15 protein-coding genes are annotated in these 16,017 nt (G+C 57.0%); all 15 read left to right on the top strand.

All coding sequences use genetic code 11. From position 1 onward, the window contains the following. The first annotated feature begins 135 nt into the window (after positions 1-135). The 15 genes from DOLE_RS06905 (at position 136) to DOLE_RS17200 (ending at position 16,017) form a co-directional block, all read left to right on the top strand. The gene (locus DOLE_RS06905) at positions 136-420 is read left to right on the top strand and encodes a hypothetical protein (protein ID WP_041280417.1); all 285 of its coding nucleotides are present in this window, start codon (positions 136-138) and stop codon (positions 418-420) included. Then, entirely contained in the window at positions 404-823 is a 420-nt protein-coding gene (locus DOLE_RS06900) for a response regulator (RefSeq protein ID WP_012174766.1), read from the top strand. Before DOLE_RS06905 ends, DOLE_RS06900 begins: the two co-directional genes overlap by 17 nt. Before the next feature lie 55 nt (positions 824-878). Further along, positions 879-2,558 carry a sensor histidine kinase gene (locus tag DOLE_RS06895; RefSeq protein ID WP_167320856.1) on the top strand — a complete coding sequence of 560 codons (1,680 nt, stop codon included), beginning with the start codon at positions 879-881 and terminating at the stop codon, positions 2,556-2,558. Positions 2,559-2,636: 78 nt separating this feature from the next. After that, positions 2,637-4,493, top strand: coding sequence for an SLC13 family permease (locus DOLE_RS06890; protein ID WP_012174764.1), 1,857 nt, complete (start codon positions 2,637-2,639; stop codon positions 4,491-4,493). 26 nt (positions 4,494-4,519) lie between these two features. Continuing rightward, positions 4,520-4,666: a hypothetical protein gene (locus DOLE_RS18425; RefSeq protein WP_167320855.1), complete on the top strand. Its 147-nt coding sequence runs from the start codon at positions 4,520-4,522 to the stop codon at positions 4,664-4,666. An 8-nt stretch (positions 4,667-4,674) separates the two neighbouring features. Beyond that, positions 4,675-5,193, top strand: a complete 519-nt coding sequence (locus DOLE_RS06885) for a YIP1 family protein (RefSeq protein ID WP_012174763.1) — start codon at positions 4,675-4,677, stop codon at positions 5,191-5,193. Between the two features lie 45 nt (positions 5,194-5,238). Beyond that, positions 5,239-6,144 carry a response regulator gene (locus DOLE_RS06880; protein ID WP_012174762.1) on the top strand — a complete coding sequence of 302 codons (906 nt, stop codon included), beginning with the start codon at positions 5,239-5,241 and terminating at the stop codon, positions 6,142-6,144. A 58-nt stretch (positions 6,145-6,202) separates the two neighbouring features. Then, positions 6,203-6,625 (top strand): PilZ domain-containing protein, encoded by a 423-nt coding sequence (locus DOLE_RS06875; protein WP_012174761.1) that lies wholly within the window; start codon positions 6,203-6,205, stop codon positions 6,623-6,625. 59 nt (positions 6,626-6,684) lie between these two features. Further along, a complete protein-coding gene (locus DOLE_RS17205) occupies positions 6,685-7,671 on the top strand; it encodes a PAS domain S-box protein (RefSeq protein ID WP_012174760.1) in 987 nt (328 codons plus the stop codon). 376 nt (positions 7,672-8,047) lie between these two features. Further along, a complete protein-coding gene (locus DOLE_RS06865) occupies positions 8,048-9,781 on the top strand; it encodes an SLC13 family permease (protein ID WP_012174759.1) in 1,734 nt (577 codons plus the stop codon). A gap of 57 nt (positions 9,782-9,838) precedes the next feature. Next, positions 9,839-10,423: a CBS domain-containing protein gene (locus tag DOLE_RS06860; RefSeq protein WP_012174758.1), complete on the top strand. Its 585-nt coding sequence runs from the start codon at positions 9,839-9,841 to the stop codon at positions 10,421-10,423. Positions 10,424-10,447: 24 nt separating this feature from the next. After that, entirely contained in the window at positions 10,448-11,227 is a 780-nt protein-coding gene (locus tag DOLE_RS06855) for a cytidylate kinase-like family protein (RefSeq protein ID WP_012174757.1), read from the top strand. 2 nt (positions 11,228-11,229) lie between these two features. Continuing rightward, on the top strand, positions 11,230-14,370 hold the full coding sequence (fdnG, locus tag DOLE_RS06845) for a formate dehydrogenase-N subunit alpha (protein WP_083766545.1): 3,141 nt from the start codon (positions 11,230-11,232) through the stop codon (positions 14,368-14,370). A gap of 11 nt (positions 14,371-14,381) precedes the next feature. Continuing rightward, the gene (locus tag DOLE_RS06840) at positions 14,382-15,161 is read left to right on the top strand and encodes a 4Fe-4S dicluster domain-containing protein (protein WP_012174754.1); all 780 of its coding nucleotides are present in this window, start codon (positions 14,382-14,384) and stop codon (positions 15,159-15,161) included. A gap of 37 nt (positions 15,162-15,198) precedes the next feature. Continuing rightward, positions 15,199-16,017, top strand: a complete 819-nt coding sequence (locus tag DOLE_RS17200) for a formate dehydrogenase accessory protein FdhE (RefSeq protein ID WP_012174753.1) — start codon at positions 15,199-15,201, stop codon at positions 16,015-16,017.

Below are 16,017 nucleotides of genomic sequence, written 5' to 3'. Positions count from 1 at the left end.
ATCTTTACCATCCTCTCCGGTCTTTAAGGCTTAGTACCGGATAATTTGCACGAAATATGCCAACCCCTCCCAATATTCCCAGGCGCCATGCGTATTAGACCGGAACCGCCAGTCCCCTAATAAAACCGGGAATCGGTGCCGGTACATCAATGGCCGGCGGCCACCGCCTTTTCCGGTACCGTGCATTTTTTTTTGACAATCTATAAAAAAAGTCGACAGGGCCTGTCCGCAAAAACTTTCAAAATACTGCCGGGCTCCGGTGAAGCAAATAATAAAAAAGAACAATATCAATGGACTGATAAAACACTCCGGGAGTTTTTCGATCCTGCGGCGGGTTTTGGTACAGGGTTTGCTCTAGCCATAGCGGCTATGAACATTCTTGGGACGCTCAGAGACAACGCCAATGAGCCGGAAATTTAAAATTCTGATTGCCGATCACAATCTCCTTGTCAGGAAATTCCTGGTGCGGGAGCTTTCCTCGCCCTGCTGCGAGGTGATTCAGGCGGCCAATCACATTCAGCTTTTCTCAAAACTCTATACCCTTCCGCCGCCTGACCTTGTCATTCTTGATCTGGACATTCCCTATCTGAACGGGGCGGATGTGCTGAGAAAACTTAAAAACACGGTTCCGGATACGCCGGTGATTATCTTCGCCACATTCTCCGAATACAGCGATCTGCCCATTGTTCGACAGGCCGATGGCTTTGTCGAAAAAAACGGGGATGTCGAGGTGCTGAAAGCGCAGGTATCCCGTCTGCTGACGGGCTGCTACGGCGAGGAGACACCCACTTTACCCGGACCCGCTTCACAACAGGACGGATAGGCATATGGCAACGGCACAAACACCCCCCCCTGGCGCGGGGGGCGCAACCCGACCGATGGACGGCACCCCGCCCTACGACTTTTCGCGGCTGAGAAGACGCGTGCTGGCGGCGATGGTCGTCGCTTTTCTGGCCCCTCTGGCCCTGTTGTCCATCTATTTTCATATGCAGTTCAACCTGACGATGAAGCAGAGCGGCAAACAGCAACTGCTCTCCCTGGCGGAAAGCCAGCGCAACACCATTGATCTTTTTCTGCAGGAACGGGTGGTAAATGTATTCAACCTGTTTCGCGGGCGGGGGTTCAACCTGCCGCCCTCCCCGACCGATATGGAGATGTATCTCAAGCGGTTGCAGGAGACCAGCGAGGCCTTTATCGACGTGGGGTTTCTGGACGATACCGGCGTCCAGATTGGTTACGCCGGGCCCTATGTCTTTCTCCACCAACAGAATTACAGCGACGAGTTGTGGTTTAAAACCCTTTTGACCCAGGAGGCCGACTATTTTATCAGCGATATCTACCTGGGGTTCCGCAACAAGCCCCACTTCACCATAGCCGTCAAACAGCGCATGGGAGAACGGTTCTACATCATGCGGGCCACCCTGGATCCGGACAAGTTCTACCACTTTCTGCGATCCATCGGCCAGGGCAAGCAGGTCAACTCCTTTATCATAAACCGGGAGTGGGAGTTCCAGGTTGTGGATCCCGGGTACGCCAACGTGCTTGACAAAAGCGCCTTTCAGCCCACCGTGCTTGAAGGGTCGGCGGTTGCGGAAATCAAAACCGACGGGCGTGACAAGCTGGTGGGATATGCGTGGCTCGAGGAAGCGCCCTGGGTGCTGGTGGTCAAGCAACCCCTGGACGTGGCCTACGCCCGCATGTATACAGCGCGGCGCTATATCATTATCGGGACCACGCTGGCGGCCCTGCTGCTGTTTACCGCTGTGCTGATCACCACCAACTCACTGATCCGGAAAGCCGAAAAAACGGAAAGAAACCGGCGGGAGCTCAAGGCCCAGCTCTTTCACGCCGCCAAGCTGGCGTCAGTAGGGGAGCTGGCCGCCGGCATCGCCCATGAAATCAACAACCCCCTGGCCCTTATTGCCTCCCAGTGTGTGGTGATCCGGGACCTGTTCGACCCGGAACTCGGGGGCCACGCCCCCCCCTTCGGGCAGGAGGCGGTGGACCAGATGATAAAAGAGCTTGAAATCGTTGAGTCCGCGGTTTTCCGGACCAAGGACATCACGTACAAGCTGCTCAGCTCGGCCCGCAAGACCGAGCCGAAAATGGAACTCTGCGACATTCACCGGATTCTGGACGAGGTGGTGGACGGTTTCCTGGAACGTGAATGTCACATCGCCAACATCGATATTGTCAAGGAATATGCGTCGGAGGTGCCACCGGTCCTGATGGACGCGGACCAGATGCGCCAGGTGATTTTAAACCTGGTCAACAACGCGGTGGATGCCATTGAGGGGCCCGGCAAAATCACCCTGAAAACAGCTGTGGATAACAATAATGTCGTGGTGACGGTATCCGACACCGGTAAGGGAATTCCTTACGAAGTAATGGGAAAAATATTTACCCCGTTCTTCACCACCAAGGAGGCGGGCAAGGGGACGGGCCTCGGCCTGGCCATCAGCCTGGGCATCGTGGAAGCCATGGAAGGACGCATGGATGTCCAGTCGCTGCCCGGCGCCGGCACCAGCTTCATTATCATTCTGCCGGTCCAGCGATAAAAGGGACACGTGGTCTGACACAATCAACACAACACATATAAAACCATCAATTATCAACATCGGTAAAGGAGGCGCGGTATGGCCGGAGAAAAGACAAAAGCAAAAGCATCGGGATATGACAAGTATGTCGACTGGAAGGTGTTTATCTTTCCCGTGGTGCTGTGCGCCGTGATTCTGCTGCTTCCCACGCCCTACGGCATGAAGGACGTGGGCATGGAGTACCGGGTGGGTCCCGGGGCGGTGATCAATTACGTGACCACCACCCTGTTTGAAACATCCAGCAGCGATGTCGAGCAGTGGCAGCTGCTCACAGCCCGAATCATGGAACAAAACATGAACATGGGGGCACTGACAAAGGAGCGGTTTTTAAATCGGGACGCCAAGTGGTGCAGGGGATACAAAATTCCGGTGGTGGAGTCCCACCTGGCCAAGGCCCGGGAATTTATCGACACCCAGGTCACGCCGGAGCGTTTTAAGGAGATCATGGCATCCGCCATGGAACTGCGCAAGGACGGTCTGACGTATGAAACCCTCAATGAAAAGGACCGGGTACTGGCCGACAAGGGGGCATGGCACATCAAGGCCGCCATCGTGATGATGGTTTTCGTGGTGGGCTGCTTTCTCACCGAGTGCATTCCCCTGCCGGGTGTGGCCTTCTGCATCGGCATTTTTCTGGTGGTAACAGGCCTTGTCACCCGCCACGAGGTGGCCATGCTCTACTGGAGCGACGCCTGCTGGTTTATCATGGGCAGCCTGATGTTTGCCGCCGCCTTTGTCAAGACCGGGGTAGACAAACGGCTCTGCCTGATGATGTTCAAAAAGCTGGCAAAGCCCAACGTAAAATGGATCACCCTGATCTTCTTTCTGATCATCACGCCCCTGGCCGCCTTTATCTCGGACCACGCCCTGGCCGCTATGTTTCTGCCCATCGGCATTCTCCTCTATCAGAACAGCCTCACCGAAGAGGTACCGGAAGACCCGGAGCTGGCCAAGCTGCTGATGATCGCCATCGCGGTGGCCTGCAACATCGGCGGGCCCGGTGCCCCTTCCGGCGGTGCCCGCAACGTGATCATGATGACCTACTTAAACGACATGTTCGGGTTTGACATCGGCTACTTTCAGTGGGTCACCTACTGTTTCCCCTTTCTGCTGATCATGATCCCGGTCTCCTGGCTGCTGGTGAATGCCAGCTTCAAACCCAAAATCAAAAGCCTGGCACCGGCCATGGACCATCTTCAGGTGCAGATCGCCAAAATGGGCGGCTGGAACCGGACCCAGATAGCGGCCCTGGTCATCTTTGTGGTGATGGTCTTCGGCTGGTTCACGGAGAAGTCCTTCTATCAAATGGGCATCTACCCTGTACGGCTGGGCATCGGCGTCATTGCCGTGGCCGGGGCCGTGGCCTACCTGCTGGCCGGTGTGGTCAACTGGCGGGACTACCAGGAAAAGGTGGACTGGGGCGTGGTGTGGCTCTATGCCGGCGCCATCATCTTCGGCCGGGTCCTGGATGAAACAGGGGCCGCCTACTGGCTGGCCAGAAGCGTTCTGGATGCCATGGCACCCCTGGGCATCGACGCGGGTCTGCCCCTGCTGGCCCTTTCCAATGGTTTGACCGCGGTGCTGACCAACTTCATGGCCGACGGTCCGGCGGCCGCGGCAGTGGGCCCCATTGCCCTGAACATGGCCGGCCTGGCCCATCCGGGCACCTCGTTTCTGCCCTTTATCACCATGACCACGGCCATGGCCTCGTCCTTTGCCTACTGCCTGATCATCGGCACGCCGCCCAACGCCATTGTTTACGCCAGCGGTTACCTGGAGCCCAAGGATTTCCTCCGGGCCGGTATTCCGCTGTGGTTTCTGGGCAATATCGTGCTGATGGCCTTAAGCGGCATCTACTGGATGGCCAGGGGGTTTGCCGGCCTGCCGGGGTTCTAACGAAACAAAAAGGATAGGGACGCATTATGAACAGACAAAAAACCACTCGAAAAACGTTTGTATATGAAAACGGACGGCTCTATTTTTCAAAACAGACGGAACGCAACCTGTTTTTCGTACTCACCCTGGGAATGCTGGCCGGGGGCGTTCTGGTAAAACTCGGTATACTATAGGACGGAACATGACCGGTACGACCACACCATTCCCGGGATACTATATGACCATTTCCGGGCAACTGCTCCGGCAGCCGAAACAGTTTTTCGAACAGTTTAGGGACAGCGGCGCCAGCCCCCGGCAGGCGGGGATTTTTCTCGTCACGTCCGGCCTGCTGTTCGTTGCGGCCACCATACTGGTGCTGCGACCGGCACGGCCCGTTCCGGTGGCCTCGATCCTGTTTGCCAATGCCGTGGGCATGGCCCTGTTTGCCGGGCTGGCCGGCTATATCGTCATGGGCATGACCCTGGGCAGAAGGGTCTCCCTGGCCCGGCTGCTTTCCGTGTATGCCTTTGCTTTTGGCGTAACCCTGCTCTTTGCCTGGATTCCCTACTCCGTCTGGCTCATTGAACCGTGGAAGTGGTGGCTGGTGTTCACCGGTCTCACCCTGGGGTGCGGGTTCAGAACATGGGAGGCCCTGCTGGTGATGGTGCTCTCCGTGGCTCTCATTATTGGATTTTTCTACTCGCTGATGGCGGTCTTGTAATGAAAACAATATAAAAACCTTTGCGTAACAGTAAGGAGAATAAAGATGACTGACACAATCAAGGTTCTGATGGTGGATGACGAGGCCCAGTTCCGCGCGACCACGGAAAAACTGCTGCGGCGGCGGGGGTTTGACATCGTGCTGGCGGCCAACGGGAAAGAGGCGATTGCCAAAATGACCGAACGGCCGGACGTGGTTGTCCTGGACATCAAAATGCCCGACATGGACGGTCATGAAACCCTCAAGGAGATTCACAAAATCCGGCCCGCCCAGCCGGTGGTCATGCTCACCGGCCATGGCGGCCCCACCTCGGCCCAGCAGGCCTACGAGGAAGGCGCCCTGAACTACCTGACCAAACCCTGCGACATTCATATTCTGGCCGAGGCAATCCGGGAGGCGTTCCGCAGGGGCACCAGCAAAAAGCAGGAGAAAGAGAGAACCGTCCAGGGTATCATGGTGCCCATAGATGATTATACCCTGCTGGACGGGGAGTGTACCGTGGCCCAGGCCATTGCCGAACTGAAGGCGTCCTTTGCCCTGAAGCACTCAACGTCCCGGCTGATGGAAACCGGCCACCGGTCGGTGCTGGTGGTGGACAAACAGCGGCGGCCCCAGGGGTTTCTGGCCATCACCAACCTGCTGAAAATGATTCTGCCGTCGTATCTTTCCGCGCCAAAACCCTCCATGGCCGACAGCGTCCAGTATTCCCCCATGTTCTGGGACGGCATGTTCGCCGCTGAAGTCCGGCGCAGGTCATCCCTGAAGATAAAGGAGATCATGTCGCCGGAGCCCTTTACCATCGATGCCGGTGCCTCTCTCATGGAAGCCGCCTATATGATGGTAACCATGAACGCCCGGCGTGTCGTGGTCATGCAGAATGGAGAGCTGGCCGGCGTGGTCCGGGAGCAGGACCTGTTTTTTGAAATGGACAGAGTGCTGCACCAGCAGTGAAAAGGCCTGCGGTGGAATACCGCCGCCAGGGCCGTCAAAAAAACAGAAAGGGAGTGCCATGCTTATGACTGTCGATATATCAAGATCTGAAAGAGGGGTCGGGCCGGAACTGGATACGGAAGCCGGTTCGGCCGGCAACCGGCTGCCCCGGCCCGGCTTCTGCGCGGACGAGGTACCGTCCCTTACCCGCCGCACCTGTGTCCGGGCCCGTGATGACACCCCTCTGATCTTTTCCGTGAACGGATCGGGCGTATTCCACCGGGGCAGGATGATCAACCTCAGTCAAAACGGGTTGTGCTTTTCATCCTTCTGCTGCCTGCCGCCGGGCACATCACTGCGTGTAAAAGCACGAAACATGGCAACCCGCTGTTTCGAGCCCTCCCAGAAGTGGCATGAGGCCATCGTGGTCTGGGTGCGCCAGGTCAATACAGAGAACGGGTGCTTTCAGACAGGCATCCGGTTTTGTGAAAGCACCGGCTGAGCTGAGCCTGCATCGCGCTGCCCGGCGGTCATGGATACAGCATACGGGAAGGAGGCGCCATGATTGGTTCCCTTGTGGAAATACCCGGCGGGCTGAAATTTGCCGTGATGGCCATGCTGCTGGCCGCGGCCGGCATGCTGACCTACTATTATCATCATGTGCTGGGTACCGGCACCTTTTTCACCCATTTCTACTACCTGCCGATTGTACTGGGGGCCATCTGGTGGAAACGGCGGGGACTGGCGGTGGTACTTCTGCTGTCGGCCATGCTGGTTGCCAGCGACCACCTGTTCGGCTTCAAGGAAAGTGCCGCCAACGATACCCTGCGGATCGGCATGTTCCTGCTGGTGGCTGTCGTCTCTGTTCTGCTTTCCGAAGGTCTGGAAAAAGCCCGGCAGACGGCCGTTGAAAACCGGCTGTGGTATGAAACCATTTTCCAGAACACCGGTACCGCCACCGCGATTTTAAGCCGGGGCGCAGTCATTCTGCTTGCAAATACCCAGTTTGCCAATCTTGCTGATTGCTCGATACCTCAACTGGAGGAGGGGAAAAGCCTGTTCGACTTTATCCCCAAACGCCACAGGGAAGACACAAAGGCATACTATCGCGGCACCCGGGACAAAACCGCTCACACGCCCGGCCATCTGGATATTCATTTTCAAAGGGGAAACGGCGATATAAAACAAGTCAGGATTACCTTTTCCCTGATCCCGGACACGGCAAATGTCGTGGCCACCCTTACCGACCTGACCGAATTAAAAACCGCCATGAAGGAGCAGAAACGGCTGGAGGCGCAACTCGCCGAGACCCTTGCCAAAGTCCTCAGCGGGTATCTGCCCATATGCTCACGATGCAAGAAGATCCGCGAGGATTCGGGCCAGTGGCGGGAGGTGGAAAGTTATATTCATGCAAGAACCGCTGCCGATTTTACCCATACCATCTGCCCGGATTGCGCCAGGCTCCTCTATCCTGAAATCGTGGCCCAGATGAGCGGCACGGAAAAAAAACAGCTTCTCGGCAACGACCCGGACAAGCCGCACAAGTAGTTTCGTTCCACCCCGGCATCCCCATGCAAGCCTTTGTTTGCGGGCTTTTTACACACAAATATGTCGAAAACTTTTACATGATGTAAAAGTTTTTTCGCGCCGGTTCACCATTCGCCAGAAAGAACGGTGTTCCGCATTCCCCGCCCTTCAAGGCTTTTCAGGCGGCTTCTTTATTCAAAAAATAACCATTTGATTCCAAAGCACATATTTCTATGCCCATTCCCCTGTAATAAAAGGTTGATTGCTGTCGTTTCTTCTCCGGTCTGGCCCGAATATTGCTCTCTTTGATTGCAGCAAAATTGGCTTTTGCCGGCGTTCTGTAACGGACAGCAAGCGCCCTGGCCCGCAATGATGTCACATGCACAGGGGGGACACGATGCGACCTTCATCCTTTTTCACCACCATCCTGCTCCTGATCTTCTCAACATCATTTGCCTTTGCCGGTCACGGGCCGGCTGGGGCGCCGCCCGCGGAGATTCCCGCCGGCCACGTGGCGATCAACATTTCCGGCATCATCACCGACAGCCATTCAGAGCCGGTCAATGAGGCGGAAATATCGGTATTTATCGACAGGGCCCTGGTTTTTTCAGACACCACGGCCCACGGTGGCAAATACCTGGCCCGGTTTGCCTGCCCGGAAGAGGCGCTGCCGGACACCACCTTCAGCGTGATCGTGCGAAAGGCCAGTTTTGCCACCCAGACGTTTCAGATCACCGCAGACCAGTTCGCCCACCGGGAGGGGAACTGTTTTATCACCGAAGACATTGTTCTGCCCCGCCATCTGGGACCGGCCTTCTGGATCGCCACCATCACCTTCGTGATGGCCTACATACTGATCAGCTTCGAGCTGCTTCACCGGACCGTGGCCGCCATGCTGGGCGCGGCCCTTATGCTGGTCATCTCCTATACCATCGGCACCATCAACCCGGAATTCCGGATTCTCTCTTATGAGGCGGCCATCGGCGCCATTGACATGAACGTGATTTTCCTGCTCATGGGCATGATGATCATCATCGGCATTCTCAAGCACACCGGCGTGTTCCAGTGGTGCGCCTATCTTTCTTACAAGCTGGCCAGGGGCAACGTGTTTGTGCTGGCCGTTTACCTGATGATATTCACCGCCGTCTCCTCCGCGTTTCTGGACAACGTGACCACCATGCTGCTGCTCACCGGCGTGGCCATTGAGATCAGCCTGTCGCTGGCCATCAACCCCCTGACCCTGCTGGTTCCCCTGGTGCTGGCCTCCAATGTCGGTGGTACCGCCACCCTGATCGGCGACCCGCCCAACATCATGATCGGCTCCTACGCGGGCCTGACGTTCACCCAGTTCGTGGTGGCCCTGGCCCTGATCTGCGTGGTCTCCATGGTGGCCCTGGTACTCTATACCAAACTGGTGTGGGGCAGGGAGTACAAAGGAGCAAAAATCGACAACGTGGAAGCCTACACCCGGGAACTCAGGGAGCGCTACAAAATCACCGACGCCACCCTGCTCACATACGGCCTGGCCATCCTGGCCTTTGTGGTGTTCCTGTTCCTTTCCCACGGGTTCTGGCACATGGAGGTCAGCGTGGCGGCCCTGATCGGGGCCTCGGTGTTTTTAACCATCGCCCTTGTCACCGGCAAGGTGAACCTGCTGGAGCTGATTGAAAAGGACATTGAGTGGCCCACCCTGATGTTCTTTATCTTCCTGTTCATGCTGGTGGGAGCGGTTGAATCCAGCGGCCTGCTGGCCCTGATCGCCGACTGGATCCTGGAACTGTCGGCCGGCAACTTTTTCGTGGCGTGCAGTCTGATCATCTGGGTGGCGGCCATCATGTCCGCTTTTGTGGACAACATTCCCTTTACCGCCACCATGCTGCCCATTGTCGCCTACCTGAGCACGGTCATTCCCGGCGCGGAGAACACGCTCTGGTGGGCCCTGGCCCTGGGGGCCTGCTTCGGCGGCAACGGCACCATGATCGGGGCCTCTGCCAACGTGGTCACTGTGGGCATCGCCGAATCCAGGGGATATAAGATCAGTTTTCTCCACTTCATGAAACTGGCCTTCCCTTTCATGATCATCAGCGTGGTCATCGCCCATGCGTGGCTGTTCATATTCCGGCCCGTATAAGCGGGCATGGCGGTATAAGACCCGGTAACCGGCTGCTTTAAAGAGGAGACAGACGCAATGACCCAGGAAAAAAAGGTAAAAGACCTGATGGCCCCCATCACGGATTATGAGACGATTGATGTGGACGCTCCGCTGTGCGACGTGATGATCCGGCTGAAAAAACACTACGATCAGTGCATGCCCCACTCGGCGGCCCGGTTCAACAAATCGATCTTTGTGACGGACGAAGAGCATATCGTGGGAAAGCTCTCCATGTATCATTTTATTCGGGCTCTGGTGCCGGAGACATCCAAAACAATGGAGCTGCGGGCGTTAAATACCCTGTTCTCCTCCCGGGTTCAGCAGGTTTCAGAAGATGTGTCGGAAATCCAGGAGCGGTTTGCCTGGCTGCACCAGAGCTTTTTCGATCTGGTGAAAACCGAATCCCGGAAGAGTATCCGGGAGTGCATGGCCCCGGCCCACGCGGTGTTAAAAGAGGATGACACGATCAACTGGGCCATCTACTCCATGTTCAAGCTGCACGTGCGGGAGCTGCTGGTGACGCGCAACGGCAAGGTCATCGGCGTATTAAACTTCACCCACCTGTTCGCGGAGATGATGAACATCGTGGGCCCCGACTGTGGCGCGGTCATAACATCCTGATAAGTATGAGAAAGGGAAATCATCATGACGGCAAACAGATCCCAGGAGGGCCAGGTGCAGTGGGCCTTTGTTCGACAACACCGGCGCAAGGGCACGGAAATTGACCAGATGATCGGCGGGTATATGCGCGACTGGGAGCAGCAAAAAGCCGGGAAAAAGCCCAGCCCCATCAAGCCCGATATGCCGCCCACGATCTGCTTCTCCCGGCCCATCGGGTGCGGTGTCATGGAAATCGCCGACATCCTGGCCAAAGACATCGGATACCGGGTCGTGGACCGGGAGATCCTGGAACACGTAGGCGGGGAGGACCCCCTCAGCGACCGGGCAGTGCGGTTTTTCAATGAACAGTACCCGGACATCATCACCCAGTACCTGATGATGATGGCCGGAGACAAGACCTTTGACATGTCCAAAACCACCCGGCAGCTCTTTTCCGCCATCTATTCCATTGCCAGCCTGAGCCCCACGATTTTCATCGGGCGGGGGGCACACATGGTGCTGCCCAGGGACCGGACCCTGGCGATCCGGTTTATCTGCAGCAGGCCGCCCAGGCTTCGACGCATCGCCCGGCAATACGGCATCGACGAGCAGGAAGCCGATAAACAACTGGTCTTGATCGACAGGGAACAACGGGATTTTTTCAAGGCGGTATACCAGAAGGAGGCCCATGAAGCCGAAGCGTTTGACCTGGTAATCAACTGTGACCGGATCACACAGCCTGAATGGGCGGCTGCCATTGTCAGGATCGCCTTTGAACATAAGTTTGCCAATGAGCTTCAATCGCTCAACTTGAAAAGGAGGTAACCATGGACATCAACAGACGCCAGTTTCTTAAATTTTCGGGAGCGTCCATTGCGGGGATCGCTTTCGGCACCCTGGGCCTCGATCTCTCGCCCATCGAGGCATATGCTTACTCCTTACGGACCCTGCACGCAAAGCAGACCACCACTATCTGCCCTTACTGCGCCGTGGGGTGCGGCATTCTCGTGCATACCATCAACGACAAAGTGGTCAACACCGAAGGAGACCCGGACCATCCCATCAATGAAGGCAGTCTCTGCAGCAAGGGAATGGCGGTTTACCAGCTTTCCCACAACAACCCCAACCGGCTCACCGTGCCGCTGTACCGTAAGCCTTACGGCACCCGGTGGGAAGAGGTGTCGTGGGATTTTGCCTTGGACAAAATCGCAAAAAACATCAAGACCTCACGGGATGCCAGCTTTGAGGCGGTCAACGCCAAGGGACAGGAGGTCAACCGGACCATGGGCATCGCCTCCCTGGGCAGCGCGGCCCTGGACAACGAGGAGTGTTACATCTACCAGAAATTGCTTCGCGCCATGGGCCTGGTGTATATCGAACACCAGGCGCGTATCTGACACTCCGCTACTGTTGCGGCTCTGGCAGAGTCGTTCGGACGCGGGGCAATGACCAATCACTGGATCGATATCAAAAACGCCGACTATATTCTGGCCATGGGGAGTAATCCGGTCAAAAACCACCCCATCTCCTTTAAATGGATTCTCAAAGCCATTGAAAAGGGGGCCACCCTGATCAGCGTCGATCCCCGGTACACACGAACATCCAAAAAGGCGCATCTTTACGCGCCCCTGCGCTCCGGAAGCGACATCGCGTTTCTGGGCGGCATGATCAAGTACATTCTGGAAAAACGCCTCTACTTTGAGGCGTATGTGCGGGAATACACCAACGCCTCCTTTTTAATAAGCCCTGATTTCAAGATGCCCGGCGAAAATGAGGGGGTCTTTTCCGGGCTGACGGCCCTGAAAACAGCGGAAGGCTATGTGGACGGGAAATACGACAAAACCACATGGGCCTACCAGAAGGATGAGAACGGGATCATCAAAAAAGACAAAACCATGAAGGATCCCAACTGCGTCCTTCAGCTCCTGAAGAAACACTTTTCCCGCTACACCCTGGACACGGTCTCCTCCATCACCGGTACGCCCAAAGACAAACTGGAAGCGGTCTATGCCACTTACGCCAAATCCGGGGCTCCGGACAAAACCGGCACGGTCCTGTATGCCATGGGCTGGACCCAGCACACCGTAGGGGTGCAGAACATCCGGACCATGAGTATTATCCAGCTGCTGCTGGGCAACATGGGCATGGCCGGGGGCGGCGTCAATGCCCTGCGCGGGGAGTCCAACGTGCAGGGGTCCACGGATCACTGCCTGCTTTATCACATCATTCCGGGCTACCTGAAAACGCCCAAAGCCTCCCAGCCCACGTTCAAGGCCTATAACGAAGCTTCCACGCCCAAAACGACGGACCCCATGAGCGCCAACTGGTGGAGCAACTACCCCAAATACAGTGCCAGCCTGCTCCGGGAGATGTACGGGAAAGAGGTTCCCCTTGAAGACGCCTACCGGTATCTTCCCAAGCTGGACGACGGGGTGGACTACTCCTGGCTGACCATCTTTGACCAGCTTTACCAGGAAAAATTTACCGGTTTCTTCTCCTGGGGGCAGAACCCCACGTGCAGTGGCGCCAACGCCAACAAAACCCGCCAGGCCCTGACCAAGCTGGACTGGCTGGTCAACGTCAACCTGTTCGACAACGAAACCGGGTCCTTCTGGAGAGGCCCGGGCATGGAGCCGGAAAAGATCAAGACGGAAGTCTTTCTGCTCCCCTGCGCGGCCTCCTATGAAAAAGAGGGCAGCATCACCAACAGCGGCCGCTGGATGCAGTGGCGGTACAAGGCCGTTGAACCACCGGGACAGGCCCGGCCCGACGGGGACATCATCAACGATCTGTATGTCCGCCTGAAAAAACTATACAGCGGCAAGGGGTGGTTTGCCGGGGAGGGGGTCTTTGCCGATCCCATTGTCAAGCTGCGGTGGGAATACGGCCCCAAAGACCGGAACGGCAATGTCAAGCATATCGACCCCCACATGGTGGCCAAAGAGATCAACGGCTACTTCCTGGAAAACAGGGTTGTAAAGGGAAGGCTGTTCAACAGCGGTGACCTGGTGCCTGACTTTACCTACCTGAGCGCTGACGGATCGACCTCTTCAGGCAACTGGCTCTACTGCAACTCCTACACAAAAGAGGGCAACATGGCGGCCCGGCGCAGAAAGGAAGACCCTTCCGGCATCGGCCTCTATCCGGGATGGTCCTGGTGCTGGCCCTTAAACCGCCGGATCATCTACAACCGGGCGTCGGTAGACCTCAACGGCAAACCCTGGGCGCCCAACAAACCCGTGATCGAGTGGCACCTGAACGTGTGGCGGGGCGATGTGCCCGACGGCGGCTGGCCTCCGCTTTCCGCCGGCGGTAAATCCCGTTACCCCTTCATCATGAAGACCGAAGGACATGGCCATATTTTCGGCCCCGGCCTGACCGACGGCCCTTTCCCCGAGCATTACGAGCCCCTGGAAAGCCCGCTGGACAGAAACCCGCTGTCACCGCAGTTTGTCAGCCCCACCATCAAGCGGTGGGACCGTGACGGACTGACAAATAACATGAACATGCGGGCCACCAACGATCCGAACTACCCGATCATCTGCACCACCTACCGCGTCACCGAACACTGGCAGACCGGCCTGATGACCCGTTGGCAGCCATGGCTGGCCGAGCTGGAACCCGCCATGTTCGTTGAGATCAGCAAGGAACTGGCCGACCAGAAGGGCATCAAAAACGGCGAGATTGTCATCGTCAAGTCGGCCCGGGGCGAGCTGGAGGCGGTGGCCATGGTAACTGTTCGGTGGCTGCCGTTTACCGTCATGGGCAAGACCCTTCACCAGGTAGGTATTCCCTACCACTACGGATGGGCCACAACCGCAACGCGACCGTACGATCCGAAGGATAAAAAGCCCGAGGTTTTCACCTTCGGCGACAGCGCCAACATTGTAACGCCCAACATCGGGGACGCCAACACCATGATTCCGGAAAGCAAGGTCTTCATGGTCGATGTCGTCAAAAAAGCATAGGGGGTGACGTTATGGAAGAGATGGCAATCTGCATCGACATAGACAAGTGCACGGCCTGTCGTGCCTGCCAGGTGGCCTGCAAAAACTGGAACCAGTTGAAGGGCGAGCAGACGGAAAACCGCGGCAGCCATGAAAATCCGCCGGACCTTTCGGCCGACACCTGGAACCGGATCGTGTTCATGGAAAAGCGACGGGCCAACGGCACCATTAACTGGTCCTTTTTCAATGAACGGTGCCGCCACTGCAACAATCCGCCCTGTGAAATGGGCGGCGAAGTGGTGCCCGGGGCCGTGATCTGGGACGACACCGGGGCCGTGGTCTACACGGAAAAAACCGCGGAACTTGACTATGAGGATTTTCTCTCCTACTGCCCATACAACATACCGCGACAGGACCCGGCCACCGGCAGAATCTACAAATGCAACATGTGCATCGACCGGATCACCAACGGCCTGAAGCCGGCCTGTGTCACGGCCTGTTCCACCGGTGCCCTGAATTTCGGCACCAAAAAAGAGATGCTGGCCTTCGCTCACCGGCGGATCAAGGAACTGGGAAAAGATGCCAACATTTATCCCAGCGAGGACTACAACACCATGTGGATCCTTCCTGAAAAGCAGGAAAACTATCCACTGGCAAAGGCGGTCCGGACCGAAGCCCGATACCGGATGGCCCGGCGCACCGCCCCCTCCGGGCTGGTTGCCGGCGCTGTACTGGCCACCGGTTTTTTGAGCTTCATCGGCCAGCGGCGCCAGAAAGTGGCGGAAGCGGAAGGCAAGGACATGAAGGGGTAAACCGGGATTTTAGAAACTCATTTTGGGAAGGACGTTCATGAACCTCAACGGCACGGCGACACCAGACAACCCGGTATACAAAGAACTGCTTGATTTTTTCACACCGATTTTAGCACTCAGGCGGGCATACACCGACGCCCTCCGATCCACGGCTTCCCCATTGAAAATCGACGCCGAAGTCGTTGCGAACCGCATGCGGGACGGGACGCCCCTGCTCGATAAAACAGCGCTGGGCTGCGATTACACGGTCATGAAGCACCACTTTCTTGAGATGCTGGCCCTGATCGCTGAAAAAACGCCCCCGGCAACCGAAGAGATTCAGGCCATGATCGAGAAAGATGCCGTCTTTGAATCCCTGGTGCGAAACACGCTGCAAGGTCTCCCGCCCGACGGAAAGCACGCCCAGACCCTGCGGTTTCTGCTGGAAGAGACCGTCAATCCGCTTCTGGCGATCCAGGCCGGCTTTTTGGCGGATACACCGGCTTTCAAGGAATGGAACCGGGGCTCCTGCCCGGTCTGCGGGGGAAAGCCTCTGATGGGGGAGCTTAGCGGAGAGGAGGGAAAGAAATTCCTGGTCTGCTCCGCATGCCGCACCCGGTGGCCGTTCGGCCGTATTCAGTGCGCCGGCTGCGGCACCCAGGACCACGCCCAGGTATCTCTGCTGGTCATCGAGGGTGACCCGGTTCACAGCATCGAGATCTGCGACACCTGCAAGACCTACCTGAAAATCATCGACTGCCGGCAGGCCGGCCGAAAAATCGATATTGACATGGAGAACCTGACCACCCTGCACCTGGATATCATTGCCAGGGGAAAGGGGTATACCAATACCCATCTTTACATGATGGACGCATGA

The organism is Desulfosudis oleivorans Hxd3, assembly GCF_000018405.1.
GTDB classification, from domain to species: Bacteria; Desulfobacterota; Desulfobacteria; order Desulfobacterales; family Desulfosudaceae; genus Desulfosudis; species Desulfosudis oleivorans.
This window is presented reverse-complemented; position numbering and strand designations above follow the sequence as displayed.

Excerpts from the sequence above, each read along its gene's own strand:
- DOLE_RS06900 (WP_012174766.1), top strand. The coding sequence starts at position 404 with ATGAGCCGGAAATTTAAAATTCTGATTGCCGATCACAATCTCCTTGTC.
- DOLE_RS06895 (WP_167320856.1), top strand. The coding sequence starts at position 879 with ATGGACGGCACCCCGCCCTACGACTTTTCGCGGCTGAGAAGACGCGTG.
- DOLE_RS06890 (WP_012174764.1), top strand. The coding sequence starts at position 2,637 with ATGGCCGGAGAAAAGACAAAAGCAAAAGCATCGGGATATGACAAGTAT.
- DOLE_RS18425 (WP_167320855.1), top strand. The coding sequence starts at position 4,520 with ATGAACAGACAAAAAACCACTCGAAAAACGTTTGTATATGAAAACGGA.
- DOLE_RS06885 (WP_012174763.1), top strand. The coding sequence starts at position 4,675 with ATGACCGGTACGACCACACCATTCCCGGGATACTATATGACCATTTCC.
- DOLE_RS06880 (WP_012174762.1), top strand. The coding sequence starts at position 5,239 with ATGACTGACACAATCAAGGTTCTGATGGTGGATGACGAGGCCCAGTTC.
- DOLE_RS06875 (WP_012174761.1), top strand. The coding sequence starts at position 6,203 with ATGCTTATGACTGTCGATATATCAAGATCTGAAAGAGGGGTCGGGCCG.
- DOLE_RS17205 (WP_012174760.1), top strand. The coding sequence starts at position 6,685 with ATGATTGGTTCCCTTGTGGAAATACCCGGCGGGCTGAAATTTGCCGTG.
- DOLE_RS06865 (WP_012174759.1), top strand. The coding sequence starts at position 8,048 with ATGCGACCTTCATCCTTTTTCACCACCATCCTGCTCCTGATCTTCTCA.
- DOLE_RS06860 (WP_012174758.1), top strand. The coding sequence starts at position 9,839 with ATGACCCAGGAAAAAAAGGTAAAAGACCTGATGGCCCCCATCACGGAT.
- DOLE_RS06855 (WP_012174757.1), top strand. The coding sequence starts at position 10,448 with ATGACGGCAAACAGATCCCAGGAGGGCCAGGTGCAGTGGGCCTTTGTT.
- DOLE_RS06840 (WP_012174754.1), top strand. The coding sequence starts at position 14,382 with ATGGAAGAGATGGCAATCTGCATCGACATAGACAAGTGCACGGCCTGT.
- DOLE_RS17200 (WP_012174753.1), top strand. The coding sequence starts at position 15,199 with ATGAACCTCAACGGCACGGCGACACCAGACAACCCGGTATACAAAGAA.